Here is a 19,168-nt window from a genome sequence, read left to right on the forward strand (position 1 = left end):
ATATAATAAAAGAAAAAGAACATCAGCAAAAGGGGGAGCGGTATGCGTACGGCAATTGTCGCGGACGACGAGCCCATCACACGGCTGGATATTTCGCAGATGCTGGAGGAACTGGGGTTCCAGGTACTGGGACAGGCGTCCGATGGATTTGACGCGGTCGAGCTTTGCCGCGCGCACCATCCGGATGTGGCGCTTCTGGATGTACGCATGCCGATTTTTGACGGCCTTGGCGCAGCGGAAACAATTGTAAATGAGGAGCTGTCCGGCTGTGTAATTCTCCTGACCGCATTTTCCGATCCGGAACTGGTGGAACGAGCGGGAAAGGCCGGCGTGACCGGATACCTTGTAAAGCCAGTGGAACAGCGGCTCATTTTGCCCACTGTTGAGGTGGCGATCGCACAGAGCAGGCGTCTGCGGGAAAGCAGAAGGGAGAGCGCGCAGGCCAAAGAAAAGCTGGAGGAGTTGAAATTTGTGGAGCGCGCGAAGGGAATCCTGGCCTCGCAGCGTCAGATCAGCGAAATGCAGGCTTATCAGGAGCTGCGGCGTATGGCGATGAACAAGCGCTGCCCGGTCGGCGTGCTGGCACGGGCAGTTGTGGAGAGCTGCGGCGCGCGTCCCGCCTTCAGACGGGACAAGGAGCGGCTGATGGAGCTGCTGCATCTTTCGGAAAGGGAAGCGTACGCCCGTATCCGGCAGGCGGCGCAGGAAAAGGATATGACGCCTGAACAGGCCGCGGCATGGCTGGCCGCACAGGCAGCGGAGGAACAAAAATGATGCTGCGGGAGCTTTGCCGTATCCAGACGGCCTTATCAGAAGCGGACATCGCGCGGCTGGAACAGCTGGAGCAGGAGCTCCCGGTGATTGCGGAACTCACAAATGCTGACATCTTCATCGACTGCTTTGACAAAAGCGGCCGTACCGTGCTGGTTGCGGCACAGGCGCGTCCGGCACAGGTCGGTTCTTCTGTCTATGCGGAGGATGTGGTGGGAAAGACCGTTTTGCGCGAGATGGAACCTGCGGTTTATCATGCGGTTGAAAGCGGACTGCCCGCGCGCGACCTAAAAGCCATCACCCAGGAGGGCGTGACGGTCCGTCAGGATGTTGTCCCGGTGCGTGGAACAGACGGAAAGGTCATCGGTGTGCTCATCTGTGAAAAGGATATTTCGGGCAGGCTCATCCGCGAAAAGAAATATGATGAGCTGGCGCGCGAAAAGGAAGAGCATGCCGGCAAACAGCTTCTGGTGGCCGGGAAAACGGGCGATGTGCGGATGCGGGAGGTACACCACCGGGTGAAGAACAATCTGCAGATGATCGCTTCGATCATGAACCTGCAGGCGCGTCGGAGCGACAATCAACAGGTGCGGCGCGCGTTTCGCGAGAATACCCAGCGGGTGCTGAGTATCGCTGCGATCCACGATATCCTGACGCGCGGGGAGGAGGGCGGCGGTGTACGGCTGCTGCTCCTGCTGGAACGAATCTGCCGGGAAATCCAGGCGGTGTCCGGTATTGGGAGCCGGGTGCGCATCCTTGTAGAAGGGGATGATCTGTTGATTTCGGCGGATCTCGCGTCTTCGATTGCGCTTGCTGTGAATGAGCTGGTCACGAATGCGCTCGAGCATGGATATCCGGGGGATCGCACCGGCAGGGTGACGGTAAAAGCGCAAGCGGGCAGGCTGTTTTCCACGATATGGGTCGAGGATGACGGAGTTGGCTACGATCCAATGGAACCTCGCAGGGGCAGCTTGGGGCTTGAACTGGTCACCCTCACTGCCCGGGATAAACTGCGGGGGGATTTTCGCATCGCGCCGGATGAAACTGGGACAAAGGCCTATTTTTCTTTCCGGATGCCGCCGAAAGAGGATTGATTTTCCACTTTTGGTGTGCTATACTAAAAACGTACAACAGGGTACATCATTTGATAAGGCAATAAGGCCAAAGCAGTAATTTATTACTGCTTTGGCCTTTTTTGTTTTTTCGCAAGGAGGCGGGCGGATTTCATGGCTGCGGAGCAATTTTTGAGTGTCGGGATCGATATTGGAACCTCCACCACGCAGGTTGTTTTCAGCTGTCTCACAGTGGAAAATAAAGCGGGATACTTTTCGGCGCCGCGGGTTTCGATCGTGGATAAACGGGTGGTCTATACAGGGGAAATCCACCGCACGCCGCTTTTGAACAGCGTGCGGATCGACGCGCAGGCGGTGCAGCGGATCGTCGCCGGGGAGTTTGCGCGCGCGGGATATATGCCGGCGCAGATTGGGACCGGCGCGGTGATCATCACCGGGGAAAGCGCCCGTAAGGAGAACGCCCGGGCGGTACTTGAAAAGCTCAGCAATTTTGCGGGGGAGTTCGTCGTTTCTACCGCAGGGCCTGATTTGGAGGCGGTGATTGCCGGAAAGGGAAGCGGCGCATGGCAATACTCTGTGGACAACGCCTGCGCGGCTGTGAACATCGATATTGGAGGAGGCACCTCCAATATTGTGCAGTTTTATGATGGCCGGGCGGTTGCCCGCGGATGCGTGGATATCGGCGGCGGGCAGATCTGTTTTTCGCCGGATGGCGTCCTCACATACCTCAGCCCGAGCGCGCGGGCAATTGCGGATGCCTGCGGTTCTGCGCTGCGGGAAGGGACGCGGGTGGACAAAGCGGAGCTGTGCAAAGTTTGTGAAGCAATGGCGGAATTGCTTTTCCAGCTCACGGCCGGGGAACGGTCGGTTCTGCTCGACCGGGTGCGCACAGCGGAAAGCTCCCCTTTTATCCCGCCGTATCCCACGCAGGCGGTATTTTTTTCGGGCGGCGTGGCGCGGTGCTTTTATGAAAACGAGACGGAAATCGAAAAATACGGGGACATTGGGGTGATCCTTGCCCAAAAACTGCGAAAGAGCCGGTTCTGCTCGGAATACCGGATCGTGAGCGGTTGTGAGACGATCCGCGCGACGGTGGTTGGGGCGGGCTGCTATACCACCGGCATCTCCGGAAGCACCATTTTTTACAGCGCGCCGCTTTTTCCACAGAAGAACCTGCCGGTGCTGAAATTGAGCATGCGGGAGCAGGACGCCTGCTTTGCGGGTGAAAGCGCCACACTTGTGGAACAGCTTGGATGGTTCCTTGCGCAGACGGACGGCGAAAAACTGCTGCTTGCGCTGCCAGGCCGCTCCAATCCCACCTACGACGCGCTCAAAAGGCTGGCGGAAACCATTGCTGCGGCGGTACGCCAGGTGTACCCGCCCGGCGCGCCGGTCTTTCTCGCAGTGGAAACCGATATGGCCAAGGCGCTGGGCCAGGCGGTTTTCGCCGCGCTTCAAAGCGCGCGCCCGGTCGTTTCGATCGATGCGGTTCAGGTTGAGCAGAACGACTACATCGATCTCGGAAGGCCGCTGATGGATGGACTTGTCATTCCGGTGGTGGTCAAGACGCTGATTTTTGGATAAAGCCAGATTAGGAGGCAGAGCATGAGCTATCAGGTGATTCTGGGGGGCAACACCTTTTCTTTTGACACGGTGAAGGAGGTGCTTGCCAAGGCAAATGAAGAAAAGTCCGGGGATATTCTCGCCGGGATTGCGGCGTCGTCCGATATCGAGCGGATCGCGGCAAAGGAGGCGCTCGCAAACATGACGCTGCATGAGCTTCGGGAGAATCCCGCGGTGCCGTATGAAATCGACGATGTGACCCGGATGAATCAGGATGGGATCAATGAATACGCTTATGGAAAAATCAAAAGCTGGACGGTCGCGCAGCTGCGGGAGTGGATTCTCGATTCAAACACGGACGAAGCGCAGCTGCGGGAGATCGGAAAGGCGCTGACAGCGGAGATGGTAGCCGGCGCCGCCAAACTGATGAGCAATCTGGATCTCATCTATGCGGCGTCAAAGATGCAGGTTCCAGCGCGCTGCAATACGACGATCGGCCTGCGCGGGACGCTTTCCACCCGCCTGCAGCCAAACCACACCACAGACAATCCCGAAGGGATCACAGCTTCGCTGTTTGAAGGGCTCAGCTACGGATGCGGAGACGCGCTGATCGGGCTAAATCCGGTGAATGACACGGTGTCGAGCTTGGCGGAAGTGCTGCGGCGGTTTGACGAGGTGAAAAACGAATTTGGGATACCGACCCAGATCTGTGTGCTGGGGCATATCACCACTCAGATTGAAGCGGTCAGGCAGGGCGCTCCGGCCGATATGATCTTCCAGTCGATCGCGGGCAGTCAGAAGGGAAACGAAGCGTTTGGTTTTACCACGCAAACCGTCCTGGAGGCAAAGGAGCTGCTCAAACGGCACGGCACCTCCACCGGCCCGAATGTCCTCTATTTTGAGACCGGGCAGGGCAGCGAGCTTTCCTCCGACGCGCATTACGGAGCCGACCAGGTGACTATGGAGGCGCGCTGCTATGCCTACGCGCGCAACTTTGCGCCGTTCATGGTGAATACGGTGGTGGGATTTATCGGCCCGGAATACCTTTATGACAGCCGCCAGGTGATCCGCGCGGGTCTGGAGGATCATTTTATGGGGAAACTTTCCGGGGTGCCGATGGGCTGCGACTGCTGCTACACAAACCATATGATGGCGGATCAAAACGACATCGAAAACCTCGCGCTGCTGCTTGGAGGCGCCGGGGTCAACTACATCCTCGGTGTACCCACCAGCGACGACATCATGCTGAACTATCAGACCAACGCTTATCATGATGTCAATGCCGTGCGGGAAATTTTGGGGAAGCGTCCGATTCGGGAGTTCGAACTCTGGCTGGAAAAGATGGGGATTATGGAGGACGGCAAACTGACCGGCCGTGCGGGCGATCCCACCATTTTTGTGAAAAGGAGGTGACCGGGCGTGCTCGATGAAAAACTGGTCGAACAGATTGTGGAGGAGGTGCTTGCCGGATTGCGCCCGAAGGCTGTGGGACCGCCGAAACAGACGGACCGTCCAAAGTGCAAAGCCGCCGAAGACCGGGCGGCGCTTCCGCCGCTGAGCGCGCCGCCCGTCCATCCGGCTTTGGAAGAAAAGCGGGAGGCAGGCGCGCTTGATCTGGCTTCTCCGCAAGCGAAAGCGGAGATCCTGCTTCGGTCGCCGCAGGATCCGGATGCGCTTTTACGGATGAAAGCGCGCACCACCGCGCGCATCGGGGTTGGGCGCTGCGGTCCGCGGCTCAATACCCGCACGCTGTTGACGCTGCGCGCTGACCATGCGGCGGCGCGGGATGCCGTATTCACAGATGTGGATCAGGCGATGCTAGACCGATTGGGGCTGTTCACGATTCAGACGCGGTGCCGGGATAAGAATGAATTCCTGACCCGGCCGGATCTTGGGAGGCAGTTCGACGAAGAAACGCTCGCGGGTCTGCGCGAAAAATGTGTGCGGACCCCCGACATACAGATCTATGCGGCCGATGGGCTGTCCTCCACAGCGGTGAACGAGAACCTGCCGAATATCCTGCCGGTGCTTCTGGAAGGGCTGCCGGCCAAGGGATTCAAGGTGGGTACGCCATTTTTCGTCCGCTATGGCAGGGTGCCCGCAATGGATCAGGTTTCGGAAACGCTCGGCGCGGCGGTTACCTGTGTGCTGCTTGGAGAGCGCCCCGGGCTTGCAACGGCGGAAAGCATGAGCGCCTACATTGCCTACAAAGCGACGGTTGGCATGCCGGAGGCGCGGCGCACAGTGGTTTCCAACATCCATCGAGCAGGTATTTCGGCGGTGGAAGCGGGCGCGTATATCTGTGACGTAATTGAAGCGATCCTTGCTGCGAAAGCCAGCGGCGTGGATCTCAGAAAATAGGAGGCGAAAAGATGACGGGAGATCCCATTCAAACCACAGTGCTTTCCGCCCGGATGATCCCGAATGCTGATCCCATGCTCCTGAAAGCGCTGCGGGTGCCGCAGGGGCTGCGCAGCTTGGGAATCCTCACGACCGACAGCGACGACGTTTCCTATGCGGCGCTTGACGAGGCCACAAAAAAGGCGCGGGTGCGGGTCGCCTATGCGAAGAGCATGTACGCGGGTTCCGCCAATGCGAACACCCGGTTAGCGGGGGAGTTTATCGGCATTCTTGCGGGACCGGACCCGGCGGAAATCCATGCCGGGCTGCAGGCGGCGGTGGACTTCATCAAGCACGACGCCTGCTTTTACAGTGCCTGCGGGGATGATTCGGTGGTGTATTTCGCACACTGTATTTCCCGCACGGGTTCGTACCTCTCGAAACAGGCGAAAGTACCGGAGGGCGGCGCAATGGCTTATCTGATCGCGCCGCCGCTGGAAGCAATGGTCGGAATTGACGCGGCGCTCAAAGCCGCGGATGTGGAGATGAGGATATTTTATGGCCCGCCAACCGAGACAAACTTCGCGGGAGGACTCCTGACCGGCGATCAGGCCGCCTGCAAAGCCGCTTGCGAAGCATTTGCGGATATGGTGTGTGCGGTTGCGCAAGCTCCGCTCATATATTAAGGGGGAATCGTAGAAATGACGCTGGATAAAGATCTGCAGTCGATTCAGCAGGTGCGCTGTCTTGTCGCCGCGGCGAAACAGGCGGCCGGGCAGCTTGCGCAAATGACACAGGAACAGCTCGATGTGATCATTCGGGAGATCGCCGCCGACTGTGCCGCCAATGCGCAGCGGCTGGCAAAGCTTGCAAATGAAGAAACCGGATTCGGCAACTGGCAGGATAAGGTTCTGAAAAATCTTCTCGGCAGTACGATGACCTACGATTATATCCGGGATATGCGGGTTGTGGGAATACTCAGCGAAAACCGGGAGAGAGGGCTGATGGAAATTGGCGTTCCGGTTGGGGTGGTCGCGGCCCTGATCCCGTCCACCAATCCGACTTCAACGGTGATGTATAAATGCCTCATCGCAATCAAGGCCGGCAACAGCATTGTAATAAGCCCGCACCCGAGCGCGAAAAACTGCATACTGGAAACGGTGCGCATTGTGCAGGAAGCGGCCAGGCGTGCGGGCGCGCCGGAGGGGACGGTCGGCTGTATCGAGCTGACGACCGCACAGGCGACCGACGCGCTCTTAAAGGCAAAGGATGTCGGGCTGATCCTGGCGACCGGTGGAGAGGCGATGGTGCACGCGGCCTACAGTTCCGGAAATCCGGCGATCGGTGTCGGACCGGGAAACGGCCCCGCGTTCATCGATAAAAGCGCGGACATTCCAAACGCTGTCAGACGGATCATCGAGAGCAAAACTTTCGATAACGGCACTATCTGCGCATCCGAACAGTCGATCGTCACCGAACGCGCGGCGGAGGAACAGGTGGTTTCCGAACTCAGACGGCAGGGCGGATACTTCCTTTCGCCGGAGGAATCCAAAAAGCTGGCCGGCTACATCCTGCGGGCAAACGGGACAATGAACCCGCAGATTGTCGGCAAGACGGCGCAGGTGATCGCTGATCTGGCGGGCATCAAAATTCCTTCCGGAACGCGCGTGCTGATTTCCCGGCAGAAGGAAGCTGGGCGCCAAAATCCTTACACACGCGAAAAACTTTGTCCGATTCTGGCATTTTTTGTGGAGGAAAATTGGGAGGCGGCCTGCGCACGCTGTATGGAGATCCTTCATATTGAGGGAGCGGGCCATACAATGACCATCCATGCGCGGGATGAAAACCTGATCCGGGAATTCGCGCTGAAAAAACCGGTTTCCCGCCTTTTGGTCAATGTGGCCGCCGCACTCGGCGGCGTGGGGGCGCTGACCAATCTTGCACCCGCCCTGACGCTGGGATGCGGTTCAGTTGGCAAAAGCGCCTCCTCGGACAATATTTCGCCGAAGAACCTGATCAATATCCGCCGGGTTGCCTGGGGGATGAAGGAGCTTTCGGAAATCCGGGGAGAAAATCCTGCGCCGCCGCTCGCCAAACCGTCCGCCGGCACGCCCGGAAAGCAGCGTACCGGCACGGACGTTCCCTTTACGCGGGAAGAGGTGGAGCTGATCACCAAAGCGGTGCTGGCGCGGCTTGGACAACGGTAATCCGCACGGCGCGGTTGAAACCATAGATCCATTGGAAAAACGATATAGGAGGAATCAGCAATGGCAGCAACATTACAGGCGCTTGGAATGGTGGAAACAAAAGGTCTGGTCGGTTCGGTGGAAGCGGCGGACGCGATGGTCAAAGCGGCGAACGTCAGCCTGATTGGAAAGGTACATGTCGGCGGCGGTCTGGTCACTGTTATGGTGCGCGGGGATGTCGGCGCGGTCAAGGCGGCGACCGACGCGGGCGCGGCAGCGGCTTCCCGTGTTGGGGAACTGGTTTCGGTGCATGTCATTCCGCGCCCGCATCCGGAGGTGGAATATATCCTTCCGTCACTGACGCAGGGAGATTAACATTCGGAAGGCGCAGATTGAAAATATATACTATAAAAATGATGGCAGGAGGAAATAAAAATGGCAGCAACATTACAGGCACTCGGCATGATTGAAACAAAAGGGCTGGTAGGCTCGATTGAAGCGGCGGACGCAATGGTCAAAGCGGCGAATGTCAATCTGATTGGAAAGGTGCATGTCGGCGGCGGTCTGGTCACTGTTATGGTACGCGGGGATGTCGGTGCGGTCAAAGCGGCGACAGACGCGGGCGCGGCGGCGGCTTCCAAAATTGGCGAGCTCATTTCTGTGCATGTGATCCCGCGCCCTCATTCCGACGTGGAGTACATCCTGCCGACGCTTGCCGCCAGCGACAAGTAATACGGGAGCGGCAGTATGACCATCATAACCGAAGCAACTTTGCGCGCGGCGCTGCTTCAGGAGGGAATCCGGGAATACCGCGCGCCAGCGGAGGCTTTTGTCACGCCGCTGGCCCGCGAATATCTATCAGACCGAAAAATTGAGCTGGTTTTTTCACCGGCGGAGCCATGTGAAACAATGCAGGTGAATCCGGGAGGGATGCCATGCGACCCGGTGCAAAAAAATGGAGAAAAGACCTATCGGGATGCGGCGACTGGGGCAAACTATGCGGAAAAACCGGAAAATATGACCCATCTGCGAGGAAACCTGTTGGTGCCGAAAAGCCATCCGCGCATTGCCCTGCGCGGAAAGCTCGATACGCTGGAAGCGGAGATCGTCTGTTTGCAGGTGCGGGCGCAGGGACAGGGCTATTCCGTACTCACCGAGCAGCTTGAGGACGCGCTGCGCTACACCCGCGCGGTTCTTTCCGCTGAAGTGCGGGAGCTTGCGCTTGGAGAACCGGAGTTCTGCGGGCTTTCTCCGGTGCAGCTGCGGGAGATCTCCCACAATGTGAAAAAAGAGATTGGGATCGCACACCCGGTTCCCAACCGAAGCTATGGAGAGATCGGAGCCGGACTCAACCTGCTGCGTGTACGCGCGCGGGAATGTGAGCTTGCCGCGGTGACGGCTTTTGCGGAGGACGGCGCACAGCGAATGGATATTATCCAGGCGCTCAACCGCCTCTCCAGTGGTTTTTATATTCTGCTTTGCCGTTTTTTGGCAGAACAGGTAAAGGAGGGGTGCAGATGAACCTGGAAGAGATTCAGTCGATTGTGGAAGAGGTTGTTTCCCGCTGCCGGGGCAAGGATGGGAGAAATGAAGCGCATACCGGAATCCTTGTGGAAGCTTCGGCCCGTCACGTGCATCTGACACAACAGGCGGTCGAAACGCTTTTTGGACCGGGAATAAATCTTTCCCCGAAACGGATGCTTTCCCAGCCGGGAGAGTTCCTTGCGGAGCAGCGCGTTCGGCTTGTTACGTCAAAAGGGACGATCGACAGCGTTGCGGTGCTGGGGCCGGCGCGCGGCGCGGTGCAATGCGAGCTTTCAATGACCGACTGCCGCGCGCTGGGGCTTTCCGCACCGGTGAACCTTTCCGGGGATCTTACCGGCGCGGGCAACGTTGTGATTGTCGGGCCGTCCGGCGTGTTGGAGGCAAAAAGCAGCGTAATTGTCGCGCGCGCGCATATCCATCTCACCCCGGCGGCTGCGGCAGAACAGGGCGTCTCGGATGGGCAGCATGTGCGTGTCCGGGTGGAGAGCGCACGTCCGGTGTGCTTCGCGGATGTGGTCATCCGTGTGAAGGATTCCTTCGAGCCCGCGATGCATCTCGATTTTGACGAGGCAAACGCCTGCCTGTGCGGCAAGGACACAAAAGCGTATATTCTGCGATAAGGAGGCGGTCGGATGTCAACGGAAGAAAATAGGCGGCAGCTCGTGGAGCTGGTCACGCAGGAAGTGCTGCGCGCACTCAGCGCGCAGATTTCGCCGGAGGGACCAGCAATTCTGGTCATAGGGGAACCGGAGCTTTTGCCGAAGGAATTTTTGGAGCGGCATACGGTTTGTTCCCTTGCGCAGTATGCTGGCTGCGAAGAGATGGCGCGGTGGGAGGGGGTATATATCACCGCGTTGACCTGTACGCAGCTCGCGGATATCGCGCTCGGACGGGACGAGAGTCCCGCTGCCCGCGCCGTGATAAACGTTCTGCTTCAGAAAAAGCCGGTTCGTATGCTGGAAACGGCGCCCGCTCACCGCAGGATGGATGCCGATCGGGAAAGCGGGCTTTACTGGCGGATGGAAAGCTATGTCGAAACGCTGCGGGAATTTGGCGTGCAGATTTTCGCCGCGCAGGGAGCTTCGCCAGGCGCGGAGAAAGCAAAGCCCGGGAAACCGCCGCAGACCTTGCCTCCTAAACAACAATCGGGACGGCTGGTCACCGAAGCTATGGCGAGAAGCCTGGCTGCGAAGGGAGAAAAGACGGTCGTCCTGGGACCGGAAACAATCGTCACTCCCTCCGCAAAGGATGTGTTCCTGCATGCGGGGATAACCGTGCGGCGGGATTTATGTAAATAAACCGGACGGGTATTTGGGAGGTTGCAATGCTTATTTGTGAAGTGATTGGCCATGTGTGGGCGACCAAAAAATCGCCGGAATTGGAAGGACAGAAACTGATGGTGGTTCGCGAGACGGAAAGCGGCCGCGGGGGAAACGTCCTTGTGGCGGCTGACCAGGTCGGCGCAGGAGTGGGCGAACGGGTGCTCGTGGTGAGCGGAAGCACCGCGCGCGTTGCGGCGGGCGGCAACGACCTGCCTGTGGATTGCGCGATTGTGGGAATTATCGACACGCTGGAGGTCGAGCGGGAAAAGCGGCAGACCAAGGCGGCGAAAGGTGATGACGGCGTATGAGCCTGACGGATCAGATTTTTGCAGCGGGCATCGTCGGCTGCGGCGGCGCGGGTTTCCCAACGCATGCGAAACTGAATGGAGACGCAGAATGGATCATCCTCAATGCCGCGGAATGCGAGCCGCTCCTGCGCACCGACCGTTATATCCTCCGGCATCTTGCCGGACGGGTGATCGCGGCGGCGAGCGCTGTACGCAGGGAACTGGGGGACATCCGCTGCACGGTTGCCACCAAAAGCGCGTACCGGCAGGAGCTCACAGCGCTGCGGGAAGCCATCGCACAGATCGATCCGGAAATTTCCATCCATGAGATGGATAGCTTTTATCCGGCCGGCGACGAACAGACCCTTGTTGCCGAGGTGACCGGCCAGGCGGTGCCGCCCGCTGGTATCCCGCTCGATGTTGGGTGCGTGGTGAGCAATGTGGCGACCATGTTGAGTATCGCGGATGCCATGGAGGGAAAACCCTTCATTTGGAAATATCTGACGGTATCGGGGCTTGTCCGGGAACCGTCGGTGATTCACGTTCCGGTTGGCACCTCCTACGCGGACTGTATCGCGCTGGCGGGAGGTGTGTCGGATGAAAACCATATCGTGGTATGCGGAGGCCCGATGATGGGGAAACGGATGACCCGCACGCAGGCGGCGGACGCCTGCATAACAAAAACAACCTCAGGAATTCTGTTGCTGCCAGACATTGGTCCGATTGCCGCAGCGGAAAAGATTTCGGTGGAGCATATGAAAAACCGCGCCCGGAGCGCCTGCATTCAGTGCAGTCAATGTACAGATCTCTGCCCGCGGCATCTTTTAGGGCATCCGATTGAACCGCACCGAATCATGCGTAAACTTGCCTTTGCCGGGGCGTTTTCAGAGATCCTGGATGATCCGGCGGTACAAAATGCCGCGCTCTGCTGTGAGTGCGGCGTCTGCGAACTGTTCGCGTGTCCGATGTCACTGCAGCCGCGCCGGGTGAACGCGTTGATCAAGGCAGAGCTTGCAAAGGCGGAAATCCGATATCCAAAGGGCAGCGGAGCGCGGGACATTTCCCCCTGGCGGTCGGGCCGTAAGCTGCCGTCAAAACGGGCGGCCGCCCGGGCGGGTGTGCTTGGGTTTTATGATGTGTGCGGCACGGATACCCTGCGCGAATGCATCCCCGCACAGGTAAAAATTGCGCTGCGGCAGAATATTGGCGCGCCTGCCGAACCGGTGATCCGGGACGGGGAATCGGTGACAGCCGGGCAGCTGATTGCGAAATGCCCGGAGGGGAAGCTCGGTGCAAACCTGCATGCTTCCATTTCCGGAACAGCGCGTATTGATCCTGGGTACGTCACGATTCAGGAAGGGGAAGGTGCGGCGGTATGATGGAAACGATTGGTTTTCTGGAGCTGAACAGTATCGCAAAGGGCGTGGAAGCGGCGGACGCCGTTTTGAAGGCCGCGGAAACGAATCTGCTCTTTGCAAAGGCGATCTGTCCGGGAAAGTATGTCATTATGTTCACCGGGGCGGTCTCCGCAGTCAGCGCGTCGCTGGACGCGGGCGCCGCCGTGGGCGGCTCGCATATTGTGGATTCGGTTGTGATCCCGATGGTACATCCGCAGGTGGTGGCGGCGATCAACGCGGCATCGGTACCGGATGGACCCGGCGCGGTAGGGGTACTGGAATTTTTCAGTATCACGGCGGCGGTTTATGCGGCGGACGCAGCGGTCAAGGCGGCGGATATAACACTGCTCGATGTGAGGCTGGGACTTGGTATTGGCGGGAAATCGTTTGTCACGATGACCGGGGAAGTAGCGGCGGTAAACGAAGCTGTGCAGGCGGGAGCAAAACAGGGATGCGAGCGCGGACTGATGCTTGCCAAAGTGGTTATCCCAAATCCGCGTCCGGAAATTTTTGAATCGCTGATGTAAAAAAGCCCGGCGCTTTCGGACGGAAATCGTGATGGGAGGAGGGGAGCGAATTGCCGGAAGAAAAACAGCGTATTATACAGGAGTTTGTACCCGGAAAGCAGGTGACAATGGCGCATCTGATTGCCAATCCAATAGAAGAACTTTATAAAAAGCTCGGTGTGGTATCGGAAAAGCGGGGGGCTTTGGGCATTCTGACGATTACCCCGAGTGAAGCGGCCATCATCGGCGCAGACGTTGCCTCCAAAGCTGCGGAAGTTGAAATCGTTTTTGTTGACCGTTTCAGCGGTTCACTGGTGATCTGCGGTGATGTTTCCAGTGTGGAGGCGGCTCTCAGGGACGTCCTTGCGGTATTGGGGCATGTACTGCATTTTACCCCGACGGAAATTACCAAATCCTGAGGGGGGCGCCAATGAAAAAGATTATGCTGATTGGGAAGATCGGCTGTGGAAAAACAAGGCTTGGACAATGCCTTTTGCAGGAAAAGCAGCACTATAAAAAGACGCAGGCAATCGAAGTGCTCGGCGGATCGCTTATTGACACGCCAGGAGAATACATCGAACAGAAACAATTCTATAAGGCACTGGTGGTCACAGCGGTAGAAGCCGACTGCATTTTGATGCTGCAGAGCTGCAACGATGAACAGTGCGCGTTTTCTCCGCGGATGTACGGCATGTTCAACCGGCCGCTGATCGGCGTAGTTACGAAGATGGATCTTTGCGAGACCCCCATGCAGGCCGAACGGGCAGGGGAGCTGCTGCGGTTTGCGGGGGCGCAGGAGGTCTTTTTTGTGAGCTCCGCTACAGGGAAGGGGATCAAAAAGCTGCTTGCCTTTCTAAAATGAAAGGAAATTCCGCGGGAGCAAAAAAACGAAAAAAAGCGCACCCCGAAGGGTGCGCGATCAGACGTTATGTTATCTCTTATTTGCAAAGCAATCACTGCAGTATACAGGACGGTCGTTGCGGGGCTCGAAAGGAACTTTGCAGGTTCTTCCGCATTCTGCGCACACGGCATCATACATTTGTCTGTCGCCGGAACCGCCGCGGGAATTGCCTTTGCGGGCGTCACGGCAAGGTTTGCAGCGCTGGGGTTCATTGGTGAAACCTTTTTCGGCGAAAAATTCCTGTTCGCTGGCAGTAAAAGTAAATTCGCAGCCGCAGTCTTTGCAAGTAAGAGTTTTGTCGTTGTACATGAAATACCTCTTTTTTAAAAATTATGCTAGATGACAAGCATTTGTTTAAGTGTATCCGCAATTGGAATAAAAGTCAATGGATTTACGAAATTAAATGCTACAAAATTTTGCCCGCGGAACAGAGTCCCGCGAGAAAGGCAAATTTCGATCCGGCAGGCGCCCGGAATCCGCAGCTGGATTCCGGGTGCCTTTTAACCGGGCCGCCGCATCCTGTGGGGGTCCCCAATCGGTTCCAATGCGCTTTTCTGTAAAGGGGTTTGCGCAGCGGTGCCAGACGGCTATTGACATTGGAACGATTTGCAACTATACTGAAAGCACAAACTGAAATTTTAGATTTCAGTTTGTGCCATGGCGGGCGCGCAAAATTTTGTTCCAAACCGGGAAACCGGAAATTTTAGGAATAGAGGTGCAGAAGATGGGAAAATATGGGGAATTTATTGAGTGTGTGGACAATGAACTGATTTTTGACGGTGTAAAATGTACGGATCTTGCAAAAGAGTACGGTACCCCCTTGTTTGTGATCTCAGAAAACACCTTGCGGGCCAGCATCCGGACATTCCATGACGCCTTTCAGTCCAGATATCCGGGGGAAGTTCTGACCTGTGTGGGCCTGAAATCCAACTATGGGCTGGCAATGCGCAGAATTGTAGCCACTGAAAAAGGGGCCGGCGGCGAGGCGTTCGGGCTTGGCGAGCTTTATTCCGCGCTGGTTACCGGTACTGACCCGGAAAAAATTGTTATGAATGGCTGCAACAAGCTCCCGGAAATTCTGCGCGCGGCAATCGACGCCGGTATCACCGTTAACCTGGATACCTATGGGGAGGTTTGCCGGGTGGAATCGCTGGCAAAAGAGATGGGGAAAAAGCTGAATGTTGCGGTCCGCTGCCGCCTGCCGCTGAAAAAGGTGGATCTGGAACACTATGTCGATCCGCGTTATGCTTCTGGCGTCGATGGTGCCGAATGGGAACGGACCTTCAAATTTGGAAATGAGCCCAATCAGGCGCTCAAAAGTATTGAGCACTGCCTGAAATCGCCGTATTTGAATCTGGTGGGCGCGATGTATCACGGCGGGATTCCGCGCCGGGTTGGATTCCATGTGGAAGAATTGGAGGAACTTTTGGAGGTTCTCAAAATGGCGAAGGACAAGACCGGCTGGGAACCGGAGATGGTGGATATCGGAGGCGGCTTTACACCAGTGCGTTATGGAAACGAATTTATTTATCCAAGCCTGGAGCGGTATGCGGCAGACATCACGGATGTCTTTATCAGGAAATGCGCGGAATACCAGATGAAGCTTCCCAAACTGATTTTGGAGCCGGGCCGGTTCTGCGTGGAAAAAGCAGGCATGTTCCTGACGCGTGTGGGGCTGCGCAAGGAAGATCACGAGGTGACCAACAGAAAGTGGGTCTATGTAGACGGCAACACCAATGAGATGGGCGATCCATTCGATGCGCAGAATCGTTTTCATTATATCGTGGTTGCGAACAATACCTCCGCGCCGGATGAGGAGGTTGTGGATGTGTGCGGCCAGCTTTGCAGCGCGGACGATGTTTTGGCCAAACAGCGCAAAATCCCCGCTGTTAAAGAAGGCGACCTGCTGGCATTTCTGGACATGGGCGCCTATATGGAGTCTTTTGGCAACAATGCCAATGCGATGCCGCGCTCCGCGACCGTTATCGTTTCGAATGGGCGCGCCGCGCTGGCTAGACGCCGTGAAACGGTGCAGGATATTTTTGCACGGGACGTGATTCCTTACTGGCTGCTCGGTGTCGGAAAATAAGATGGGAATCCGTTGCTTCAAAACATACGCCCGCTCTGCGGGCGTATGTTTTCCATGGAAATCGTTGGGACGGCGTGCGGGATTTTTGCCTTCCCGCGCGATTCATGCTATAATTGCGGGGAGAAAATGCTGCGGACGTTTGCGGCTGCCGGAAAATTTGGCAGCCCTGCGCGCGGCAGCTTTCAAAATCCGGGAATCCAACAGGTAAAGGGCGGGGTTTCATTACATGGCAATCGCATTATTAAACGATTGGGTCTACGATGAGATTAAAAAGAAAATTATCGATAATGAGTTTACACCGGGGGAAAGGATCGACATCGAGGCCCTGTCGAATGAGTTCGGCGTCAGCCGGACGCCGGTAATCACCGCGCTTAAGGCGCTGGACAAAGACGGCTATATCACAGTGAAACAGCGCAGCGGTTCCTATATTCGGAATTACACGCCGGAAGAATTGGAAGCTTTATATGATTTCCGGGCGGCCGTGGAATGTATGGCGATCAAAAAAGCGATCCCACATGCGGATCCCGCCAGAGTTTCGGAATTTCTGCGGCATTTTGAAGAAACCGCGCGGCAGATTGACGCCGCGGTGAATCTCGAAACGATGCTCCGGTTTTTTGACGAACAGCTCCGGTTCCATTTTTATCTGCTGGAGCTTTGTCCCCAGATTATTGCCAACGAATTGAAGAATCTGATCGACCTGACCAGAAGAATTGGAAAGTTGCATTTAATTTATATTACGCGGAACATCCCGGACAACGTTTCCGCGCTGAAAGCGGAGGTGGATATGCACGTCCGCCTGGCCAAAGCGGTAATCGATAAGGATGTCGCATTGGCGCAGCGCCTGATCGAAAAGGATCATATGAGCACCAGAAACTGCATCATCAGCCACTTTGATGAAATTGAAGCGTTGCAGATGGAGTGCTGCAGGGATTTTGCAGAATTTGGACATCCGGTCAACATGTAAACAACGGCGTTTATTCAAACTGAATAAACGCCGTTGTTTTTTATCGGCTTTTGATCAGGCTTCCTGCGCAAAAGCGGAGTCAGACACGGGCTCATGCCACTTCCAATCGGTTTCCGCGGGGTTGTCCGCCCGGCGGCGGAAGATGAACAGCCCGGAAAGCACGCACAAAAGACAAATTGCAATGTTCACATAGGAAAAGACGAGATATGGTGCGAAAGAAAGGTTGTGAAACCCGAACAGCCCCATATAATAGACGGCGCTGGTGTTCCAGGGGACCAGCGGCAGCATGATGGTGTTCGATTCCTCGAGCGTTCTTGAGAGCACGCTCCGGTGGATTCTACGCGCGTCGTAGATTTCACCAAACATCGTGCCCATCAGCGCCACTGAGACATAAAACTGTGCGACAAGACACAGGGTAATCATTCCACAGAACAGGGTCAGAATCACGGTTCCCCTGTCGGTCTTCACCCTCCGCGAAATCGCTTCCACCAGCACATGCAGGTAACCTGCCCGGCTCAGGATTCCGCCCAGCCCCAGGGCGAGCACGGCTGTACAGAGGGTGGAAAGCATGGCTGTGATGCCTCCCTTGTTCAACATCGAATCGACAATTTCCACACCTGTATTGCTGGCGGCCCCCTGCAGGATAGCAGAAATGGCGGTCGAGACATCCACTTCCTGGATTGCGACCGCCAGAAAGAGCCCCAGCAGTCCGGAAAGCAGGATCGCTGGGATTGCCGGCATCCGCATGAGGCTGAACACGAGAATGGCGGCCATGGGCAGCAGCAGCAGGGGACTGAATTGATAGATTTCCGCCAAGGTTCCGCGTACGGTTTCCACAACCGCCGGATGCATCGGCGTATCGGCGTACGCCGCTCCCATGAAGTAAAAAATGAGCAAGGTGATCAGAAAGGACGGCGCCGTGGTGTAGGCCATCGAGCGCACATGCTGGTATAATCCCGTGCCGCTGGCGCTGGCCGCCATGATGGTGGCGTCCGACAATGGGGAGAGCTTATCCCCCAAAATGGAGCCGGAAATGGCCGCTCCGGCGACCACCGCGATCGGTATCCCGATGCTGGCGCCGATGCTGACGCAGGCAATTCCCACCGTCCCGGCGGTACCCCAGGAGGATCCTGTGCAGAGGGACAGCAGAGAGCAGAGCAGGAAGGCCAACGGGAGCAGAAGCTTTGGGCTGACGACCGAAAGCCCGTAATAAATCAGCATAGGGACTGTGCCGCAGAGAATCCAGCCGGCAATCAGTACGCCCACGAATATCAGGATCATGACACAGTCGATCGATCTGCGCACGCCTTCCATCATCCCCTGCTCCAACTCCCGGTAAGGATAACCTGACAGAAGAGATACGACGGCCACCAGGACAATATTGAGGGTGAGCAGCGGGATTGTGGCGATTCCGGCTGTGATTCCGGTGGTCAGGACAGTGCCGATCATCACAATGATTCCGGCAGACAGCCATAGGCTTGGCATCTTCATTGGCTCCACAGATTTCGTCATAACGCCCACCTCTTTCAGTCAATATTGTTTTTTGCGGTCCATTTTGATACCTTAGCCGTTTTCGCCTCCAAGCTTTGCCGTTGGTTTGAGCGGCAGATACTTTCGAAATTTGCCGCGATCTTTTGGTGAGTAAATTATAACAGATTTTTTTAAAAATAACAATCTTATTTCAGGAATTATGCACATGTTTTTGGCCTTGGCAATCCGGAGAGATGAATCTATAAACTATAGTTCATATAGCTTATAGCACTAATAGGTATGTCAAATTTTCTATTGCCATTGTATTCTTTTTATGGGAGGAATTCGAATGACAATAGGAGAAATTGTTGGACGGAAAATAAAGGAGTACCGAAAGGAGCACAAGATCACACAACTGGATTTTGCCATGGATACCTATATGAGTGTCGCCTATGTAAGCAAATTTGAACGCGGTCTGGTAACCAATCCCACCCAGGCGACCTTGGTGCATATTGCGAATTGTCTCGGCATGACCGTCGAGCAGTTGATTCATGATGATTTTGCGGATGATACGGCTGTGCGGGAGGCAAAAACAGACGCTGATTCTGAGCTTTTTATGGAATGGCTGCGGGTTTACCGGGAAGTTCCGGAATGGAAAAAACGGCAGACCCGTGTCATTATGCACGCGCTGCTGTACAAAGAAAAAGAGGACACCGCCCCGTGAGTTGTACACGGGGCGGTGTCCAGGAGACGA

Annotated in this window: 22 protein-coding genes; 20 read left to right on the forward strand and 2 right to left on the reverse strand. The window is 56.5% G+C overall.

The window, feature by feature from the left end; all coding sequences use genetic code 11:
• Positions 1 to 42 precede the first annotated feature (42 nt).
• From BN4275_RS12590 to BN4275_RS12670, 17 genes are all read left to right on the forward strand, one after another.
• Positions 43 to 774, forward strand: coding sequence for an ANTAR domain-containing response regulator (locus BN4275_RS12590; protein WP_066458838.1), 732 nt, complete (start codon positions 43 to 45; stop codon positions 772 to 774).
• Complete coding sequence (locus BN4275_RS12595; RefSeq protein ID WP_066458840.1) at positions 771 to 1,865, forward strand: sensor histidine kinase; 1,095 nt, start codon at positions 771 to 773, stop codon at positions 1,863 to 1,865. Before BN4275_RS12590 ends, BN4275_RS12595 begins: the two co-directional genes overlap by 4 nt.
• 132 nt (positions 1,866 to 1,997) lie before the next feature.
• Entirely contained in the window at positions 1,998 to 3,428 is a 1,431-nt protein-coding gene (locus BN4275_RS12600; protein ID WP_066458842.1) for an ethanolamine ammonia-lyase reactivating factor EutA, read from the forward strand.
• Positions 3,429 to 3,449: 21 nt separating this feature from the next.
• On the forward strand, positions 3,450 to 4,820 hold the full coding sequence (locus tag BN4275_RS12605; protein ID WP_066458846.1) for an ethanolamine ammonia-lyase subunit EutB: 1,371 nt from the start codon (positions 3,450 to 3,452) through the stop codon (positions 4,818 to 4,820).
• Positions 4,821 to 4,826: 6 nt separating this feature from the next.
• Positions 4,827 to 5,768, forward strand: a complete 942-nt coding sequence (eutC, locus tag BN4275_RS12610) for an ethanolamine ammonia-lyase subunit EutC (RefSeq protein WP_066458848.1) — start codon at positions 4,827 to 4,829, stop codon at positions 5,766 to 5,768.
• 11 nt (positions 5,769 to 5,779) lie between these two features.
• Complete coding sequence (gene eutL / locus BN4275_RS12615; protein WP_066458851.1) at positions 5,780 to 6,433, forward strand: ethanolamine utilization microcompartment protein EutL; 654 nt, start codon at positions 5,780 to 5,782, stop codon at positions 6,431 to 6,433.
• A gap of 15 nt (positions 6,434 to 6,448) precedes the next feature.
• Positions 6,449 to 7,954 carry an acetaldehyde dehydrogenase (acetylating) gene (locus BN4275_RS12620; RefSeq protein ID WP_066458854.1) on the forward strand — a complete coding sequence of 502 codons (1,506 nt, stop codon included), beginning with the start codon at positions 6,449 to 6,451 and terminating at the stop codon, positions 7,952 to 7,954.
• Positions 7,955 to 8,014: 60 nt separating this feature from the next.
• On the forward strand, positions 8,015 to 8,308 hold the full coding sequence (locus BN4275_RS12625; protein ID WP_066458856.1) for a BMC domain-containing protein: 294 nt from the start codon (positions 8,015 to 8,017) through the stop codon (positions 8,306 to 8,308).
• Positions 8,309 to 8,368: 60 nt separating this feature from the next.
• Positions 8,369 to 8,665 (forward strand): ethanolamine utilization microcompartment protein EutM, encoded by a 297-nt coding sequence (gene eutM / locus BN4275_RS12630; protein ID WP_066458858.1) that lies wholly within the window; start codon positions 8,369 to 8,371, stop codon positions 8,663 to 8,665.
• Positions 8,666 to 8,680: 15 nt separating this feature from the next.
• A complete protein-coding gene (locus tag BN4275_RS12635) occupies positions 8,681 to 9,454 on the forward strand; it encodes a cobalamin adenosyltransferase family protein (protein ID WP_066458860.1) in 774 nt (257 codons plus the stop codon).
• On the forward strand, positions 9,451 to 10,098 hold the full coding sequence (gene pduL, locus BN4275_RS12640) for a phosphate propanoyltransferase (RefSeq protein WP_195277376.1): 648 nt from the start codon (positions 9,451 to 9,453) through the stop codon (positions 10,096 to 10,098). Before BN4275_RS12635 ends, pduL begins: the two co-directional genes overlap by 4 nt.
• A 12-nt stretch (positions 10,099 to 10,110) precedes the next feature.
• A complete protein-coding gene (locus BN4275_RS12645) occupies positions 10,111 to 10,776 on the forward strand; it encodes a hypothetical protein (RefSeq protein WP_066458862.1) in 666 nt (221 codons plus the stop codon).
• Between the two features lie 26 nt (positions 10,777 to 10,802).
• Positions 10,803 to 11,108, forward strand: coding sequence for a EutN/CcmL family microcompartment protein (locus BN4275_RS12650; protein ID WP_066458864.1), 306 nt, complete (start codon positions 10,803 to 10,805; stop codon positions 11,106 to 11,108).
• Complete coding sequence (locus BN4275_RS12655; protein ID WP_066458865.1) at positions 11,105 to 12,466, forward strand: 4Fe-4S dicluster domain-containing protein; 1,362 nt, start codon at positions 11,105 to 11,107, stop codon at positions 12,464 to 12,466. The genes BN4275_RS12650 and BN4275_RS12655 overlap by 4 nt, the downstream gene beginning before the upstream one ends.
• Positions 12,463 to 13,011 (forward strand): BMC domain-containing protein, encoded by a 549-nt coding sequence (locus BN4275_RS12660; RefSeq protein WP_341423446.1) that lies wholly within the window; start codon positions 12,463 to 12,465, stop codon positions 13,009 to 13,011. Before BN4275_RS12655 ends, BN4275_RS12660 begins: the two co-directional genes overlap by 4 nt.
• A gap of 50 nt (positions 13,012 to 13,061) precedes the next feature.
• Positions 13,062 to 13,409 (forward strand): ethanolamine utilization microcompartment protein EutS, encoded by a 348-nt coding sequence (gene eutS / locus BN4275_RS12665; protein WP_066458866.1) that lies wholly within the window; start codon positions 13,062 to 13,064, stop codon positions 13,407 to 13,409.
• 11 nt (positions 13,410 to 13,420) lie between these two features.
• Entirely contained in the window at positions 13,421 to 13,852 is a 432-nt protein-coding gene (locus BN4275_RS12670; RefSeq protein WP_066458867.1) for a EutP/PduV family microcompartment system protein, read from the forward strand.
• Positions 13,853 to 13,921: 69 nt separating this feature from the next.
• Here the strand turns inward: BN4275_RS12670 and BN4275_RS12675 are convergent, their stop codons facing one another.
• The gene (locus BN4275_RS12675; RefSeq protein ID WP_066458868.1) at positions 13,922 to 14,200 is read right to left on the reverse strand and encodes a zinc-ribbon domain containing protein; all 279 of its coding nucleotides are present in this window, start codon (positions 14,198 to 14,200) and stop codon (positions 13,922 to 13,924) included.
• A 415-nt stretch (positions 14,201 to 14,615) separates the two neighbouring features.
• On the opposite strand from BN4275_RS12675, the gene BN4275_RS12680 reads away from it, so the two are divergent.
• Positions 14,616 to 15,980, forward strand: a complete 1,365-nt coding sequence (locus tag BN4275_RS12680) for a diaminopimelate decarboxylase family protein (protein WP_066458870.1) — start codon at positions 14,616 to 14,618, stop codon at positions 15,978 to 15,980.
• A 226-nt stretch (positions 15,981 to 16,206) separates the two neighbouring features.
• Positions 16,207 to 16,944 carry a GntR family transcriptional regulator gene (locus BN4275_RS12685; protein WP_066458872.1) on the forward strand — a complete coding sequence of 246 codons (738 nt, stop codon included), beginning with the start codon at positions 16,207 to 16,209 and terminating at the stop codon, positions 16,942 to 16,944.
• A 54-nt stretch (positions 16,945 to 16,998) separates the two neighbouring features.
• Here the strand turns inward: BN4275_RS12685 and nhaC are convergent, their stop codons facing one another.
• Positions 16,999 to 18,456, reverse strand: a complete 1,458-nt coding sequence (nhaC, locus tag BN4275_RS12690) for a Na+/H+ antiporter NhaC (RefSeq protein ID WP_066458874.1) — start codon at positions 18,454 to 18,456, stop codon at positions 16,999 to 17,001.
• Between the two features lie 307 nt (positions 18,457 to 18,763).
• Between nhaC and BN4275_RS12695 the strand changes: the two genes are divergently transcribed.
• Positions 18,764 to 19,138 (forward strand): helix-turn-helix domain-containing protein, encoded by a 375-nt coding sequence (locus BN4275_RS12695; protein ID WP_066458876.1) that lies wholly within the window; start codon positions 18,764 to 18,766, stop codon positions 19,136 to 19,138.
• The last annotated feature ends 30 nt before the right edge of the window (positions 19,139 to 19,168 follow it).

Origin of the sequence: Anaerotruncus rubiinfantis, from assembly GCF_900078395.1 — a bacterium.
Taxonomy (GTDB): domain Bacteria; phylum Bacillota; class Clostridia; order Oscillospirales; family Ruminococcaceae; genus Anaerotruncus; species Anaerotruncus rubiinfantis.

What these genes read in the sequence shown, in the direction of transcription:
- pduL (WP_195277376.1), top strand. Translation starts at nt 9,451, where the DNA reads ATGAACCTGGAAGAGATTCAGTCGATTGTGGAAGAGGTTGTTTCCCGC.
- BN4275_RS12600 (WP_066458842.1), top strand. Translation starts at nt 1,998, where the DNA reads ATGGCTGCGGAGCAATTTTTGAGTGTCGGGATCGATATTGGAACCTCC.
- nhaC (WP_066458874.1), bottom strand. Translation starts at nt 18,456, where the DNA reads ATGACGAAATCTGTGGAGCCAATGAAGATGCCAAGCCTATGGCTGTCT.
- BN4275_RS12650 (WP_066458864.1), top strand. Translation starts at nt 10,803, where the DNA reads ATGCTTATTTGTGAAGTGATTGGCCATGTGTGGGCGACCAAAAAATCG.
- BN4275_RS12625 (WP_066458856.1), top strand. Translation starts at nt 8,015, where the DNA reads ATGGCAGCAACATTACAGGCGCTTGGAATGGTGGAAACAAAAGGTCTG.
- BN4275_RS12590 (WP_066458838.1), top strand. Translation starts at nt 43, where the DNA reads ATGCGTACGGCAATTGTCGCGGACGACGAGCCCATCACACGGCTGGAT.
- BN4275_RS12655 (WP_066458865.1), top strand. Translation starts at nt 11,105, where the DNA reads ATGAGCCTGACGGATCAGATTTTTGCAGCGGGCATCGTCGGCTGCGGC.
- BN4275_RS12645 (WP_066458862.1), top strand. Translation starts at nt 10,111, where the DNA reads ATGTCAACGGAAGAAAATAGGCGGCAGCTCGTGGAGCTGGTCACGCAG.
- BN4275_RS12695 (WP_066458876.1), top strand. Translation starts at nt 18,764, where the DNA reads ATGACAATAGGAGAAATTGTTGGACGGAAAATAAAGGAGTACCGAAAG.
- BN4275_RS12660 (WP_341423446.1), top strand. Translation starts at nt 12,463, where the DNA reads ATGATGGAAACGATTGGTTTTCTGGAGCTGAACAGTATCGCAAAGGGC.
- BN4275_RS12620 (WP_066458854.1), top strand. Translation starts at nt 6,449, where the DNA reads ATGACGCTGGATAAAGATCTGCAGTCGATTCAGCAGGTGCGCTGTCTT.
- BN4275_RS12680 (WP_066458870.1), top strand. Translation starts at nt 14,616, where the DNA reads ATGGGAAAATATGGGGAATTTATTGAGTGTGTGGACAATGAACTGATT.
- BN4275_RS12685 (WP_066458872.1), top strand. Translation starts at nt 16,207, where the DNA reads ATGGCAATCGCATTATTAAACGATTGGGTCTACGATGAGATTAAAAAG.
- eutM (WP_066458858.1), top strand. Translation starts at nt 8,369, where the DNA reads ATGGCAGCAACATTACAGGCACTCGGCATGATTGAAACAAAAGGGCTG.
- BN4275_RS12670 (WP_066458867.1), top strand. Translation starts at nt 13,421, where the DNA reads ATGAAAAAGATTATGCTGATTGGGAAGATCGGCTGTGGAAAAACAAGG.
- BN4275_RS12675 (WP_066458868.1), bottom strand. Translation starts at nt 14,200, where the DNA reads ATGTACAACGACAAAACTCTTACTTGCAAAGACTGCGGCTGCGAATTT.
- BN4275_RS12595 (WP_066458840.1), top strand. Translation starts at nt 771, where the DNA reads ATGATGCTGCGGGAGCTTTGCCGTATCCAGACGGCCTTATCAGAAGCG.
- BN4275_RS12635 (WP_066458860.1), top strand. Translation starts at nt 8,681, where the DNA reads ATGACCATCATAACCGAAGCAACTTTGCGCGCGGCGCTGCTTCAGGAG.
- BN4275_RS12605 (WP_066458846.1), top strand. Translation starts at nt 3,450, where the DNA reads ATGAGCTATCAGGTGATTCTGGGGGGCAACACCTTTTCTTTTGACACG.
- eutL (WP_066458851.1), top strand. Translation starts at nt 5,780, where the DNA reads ATGACGGGAGATCCCATTCAAACCACAGTGCTTTCCGCCCGGATGATC.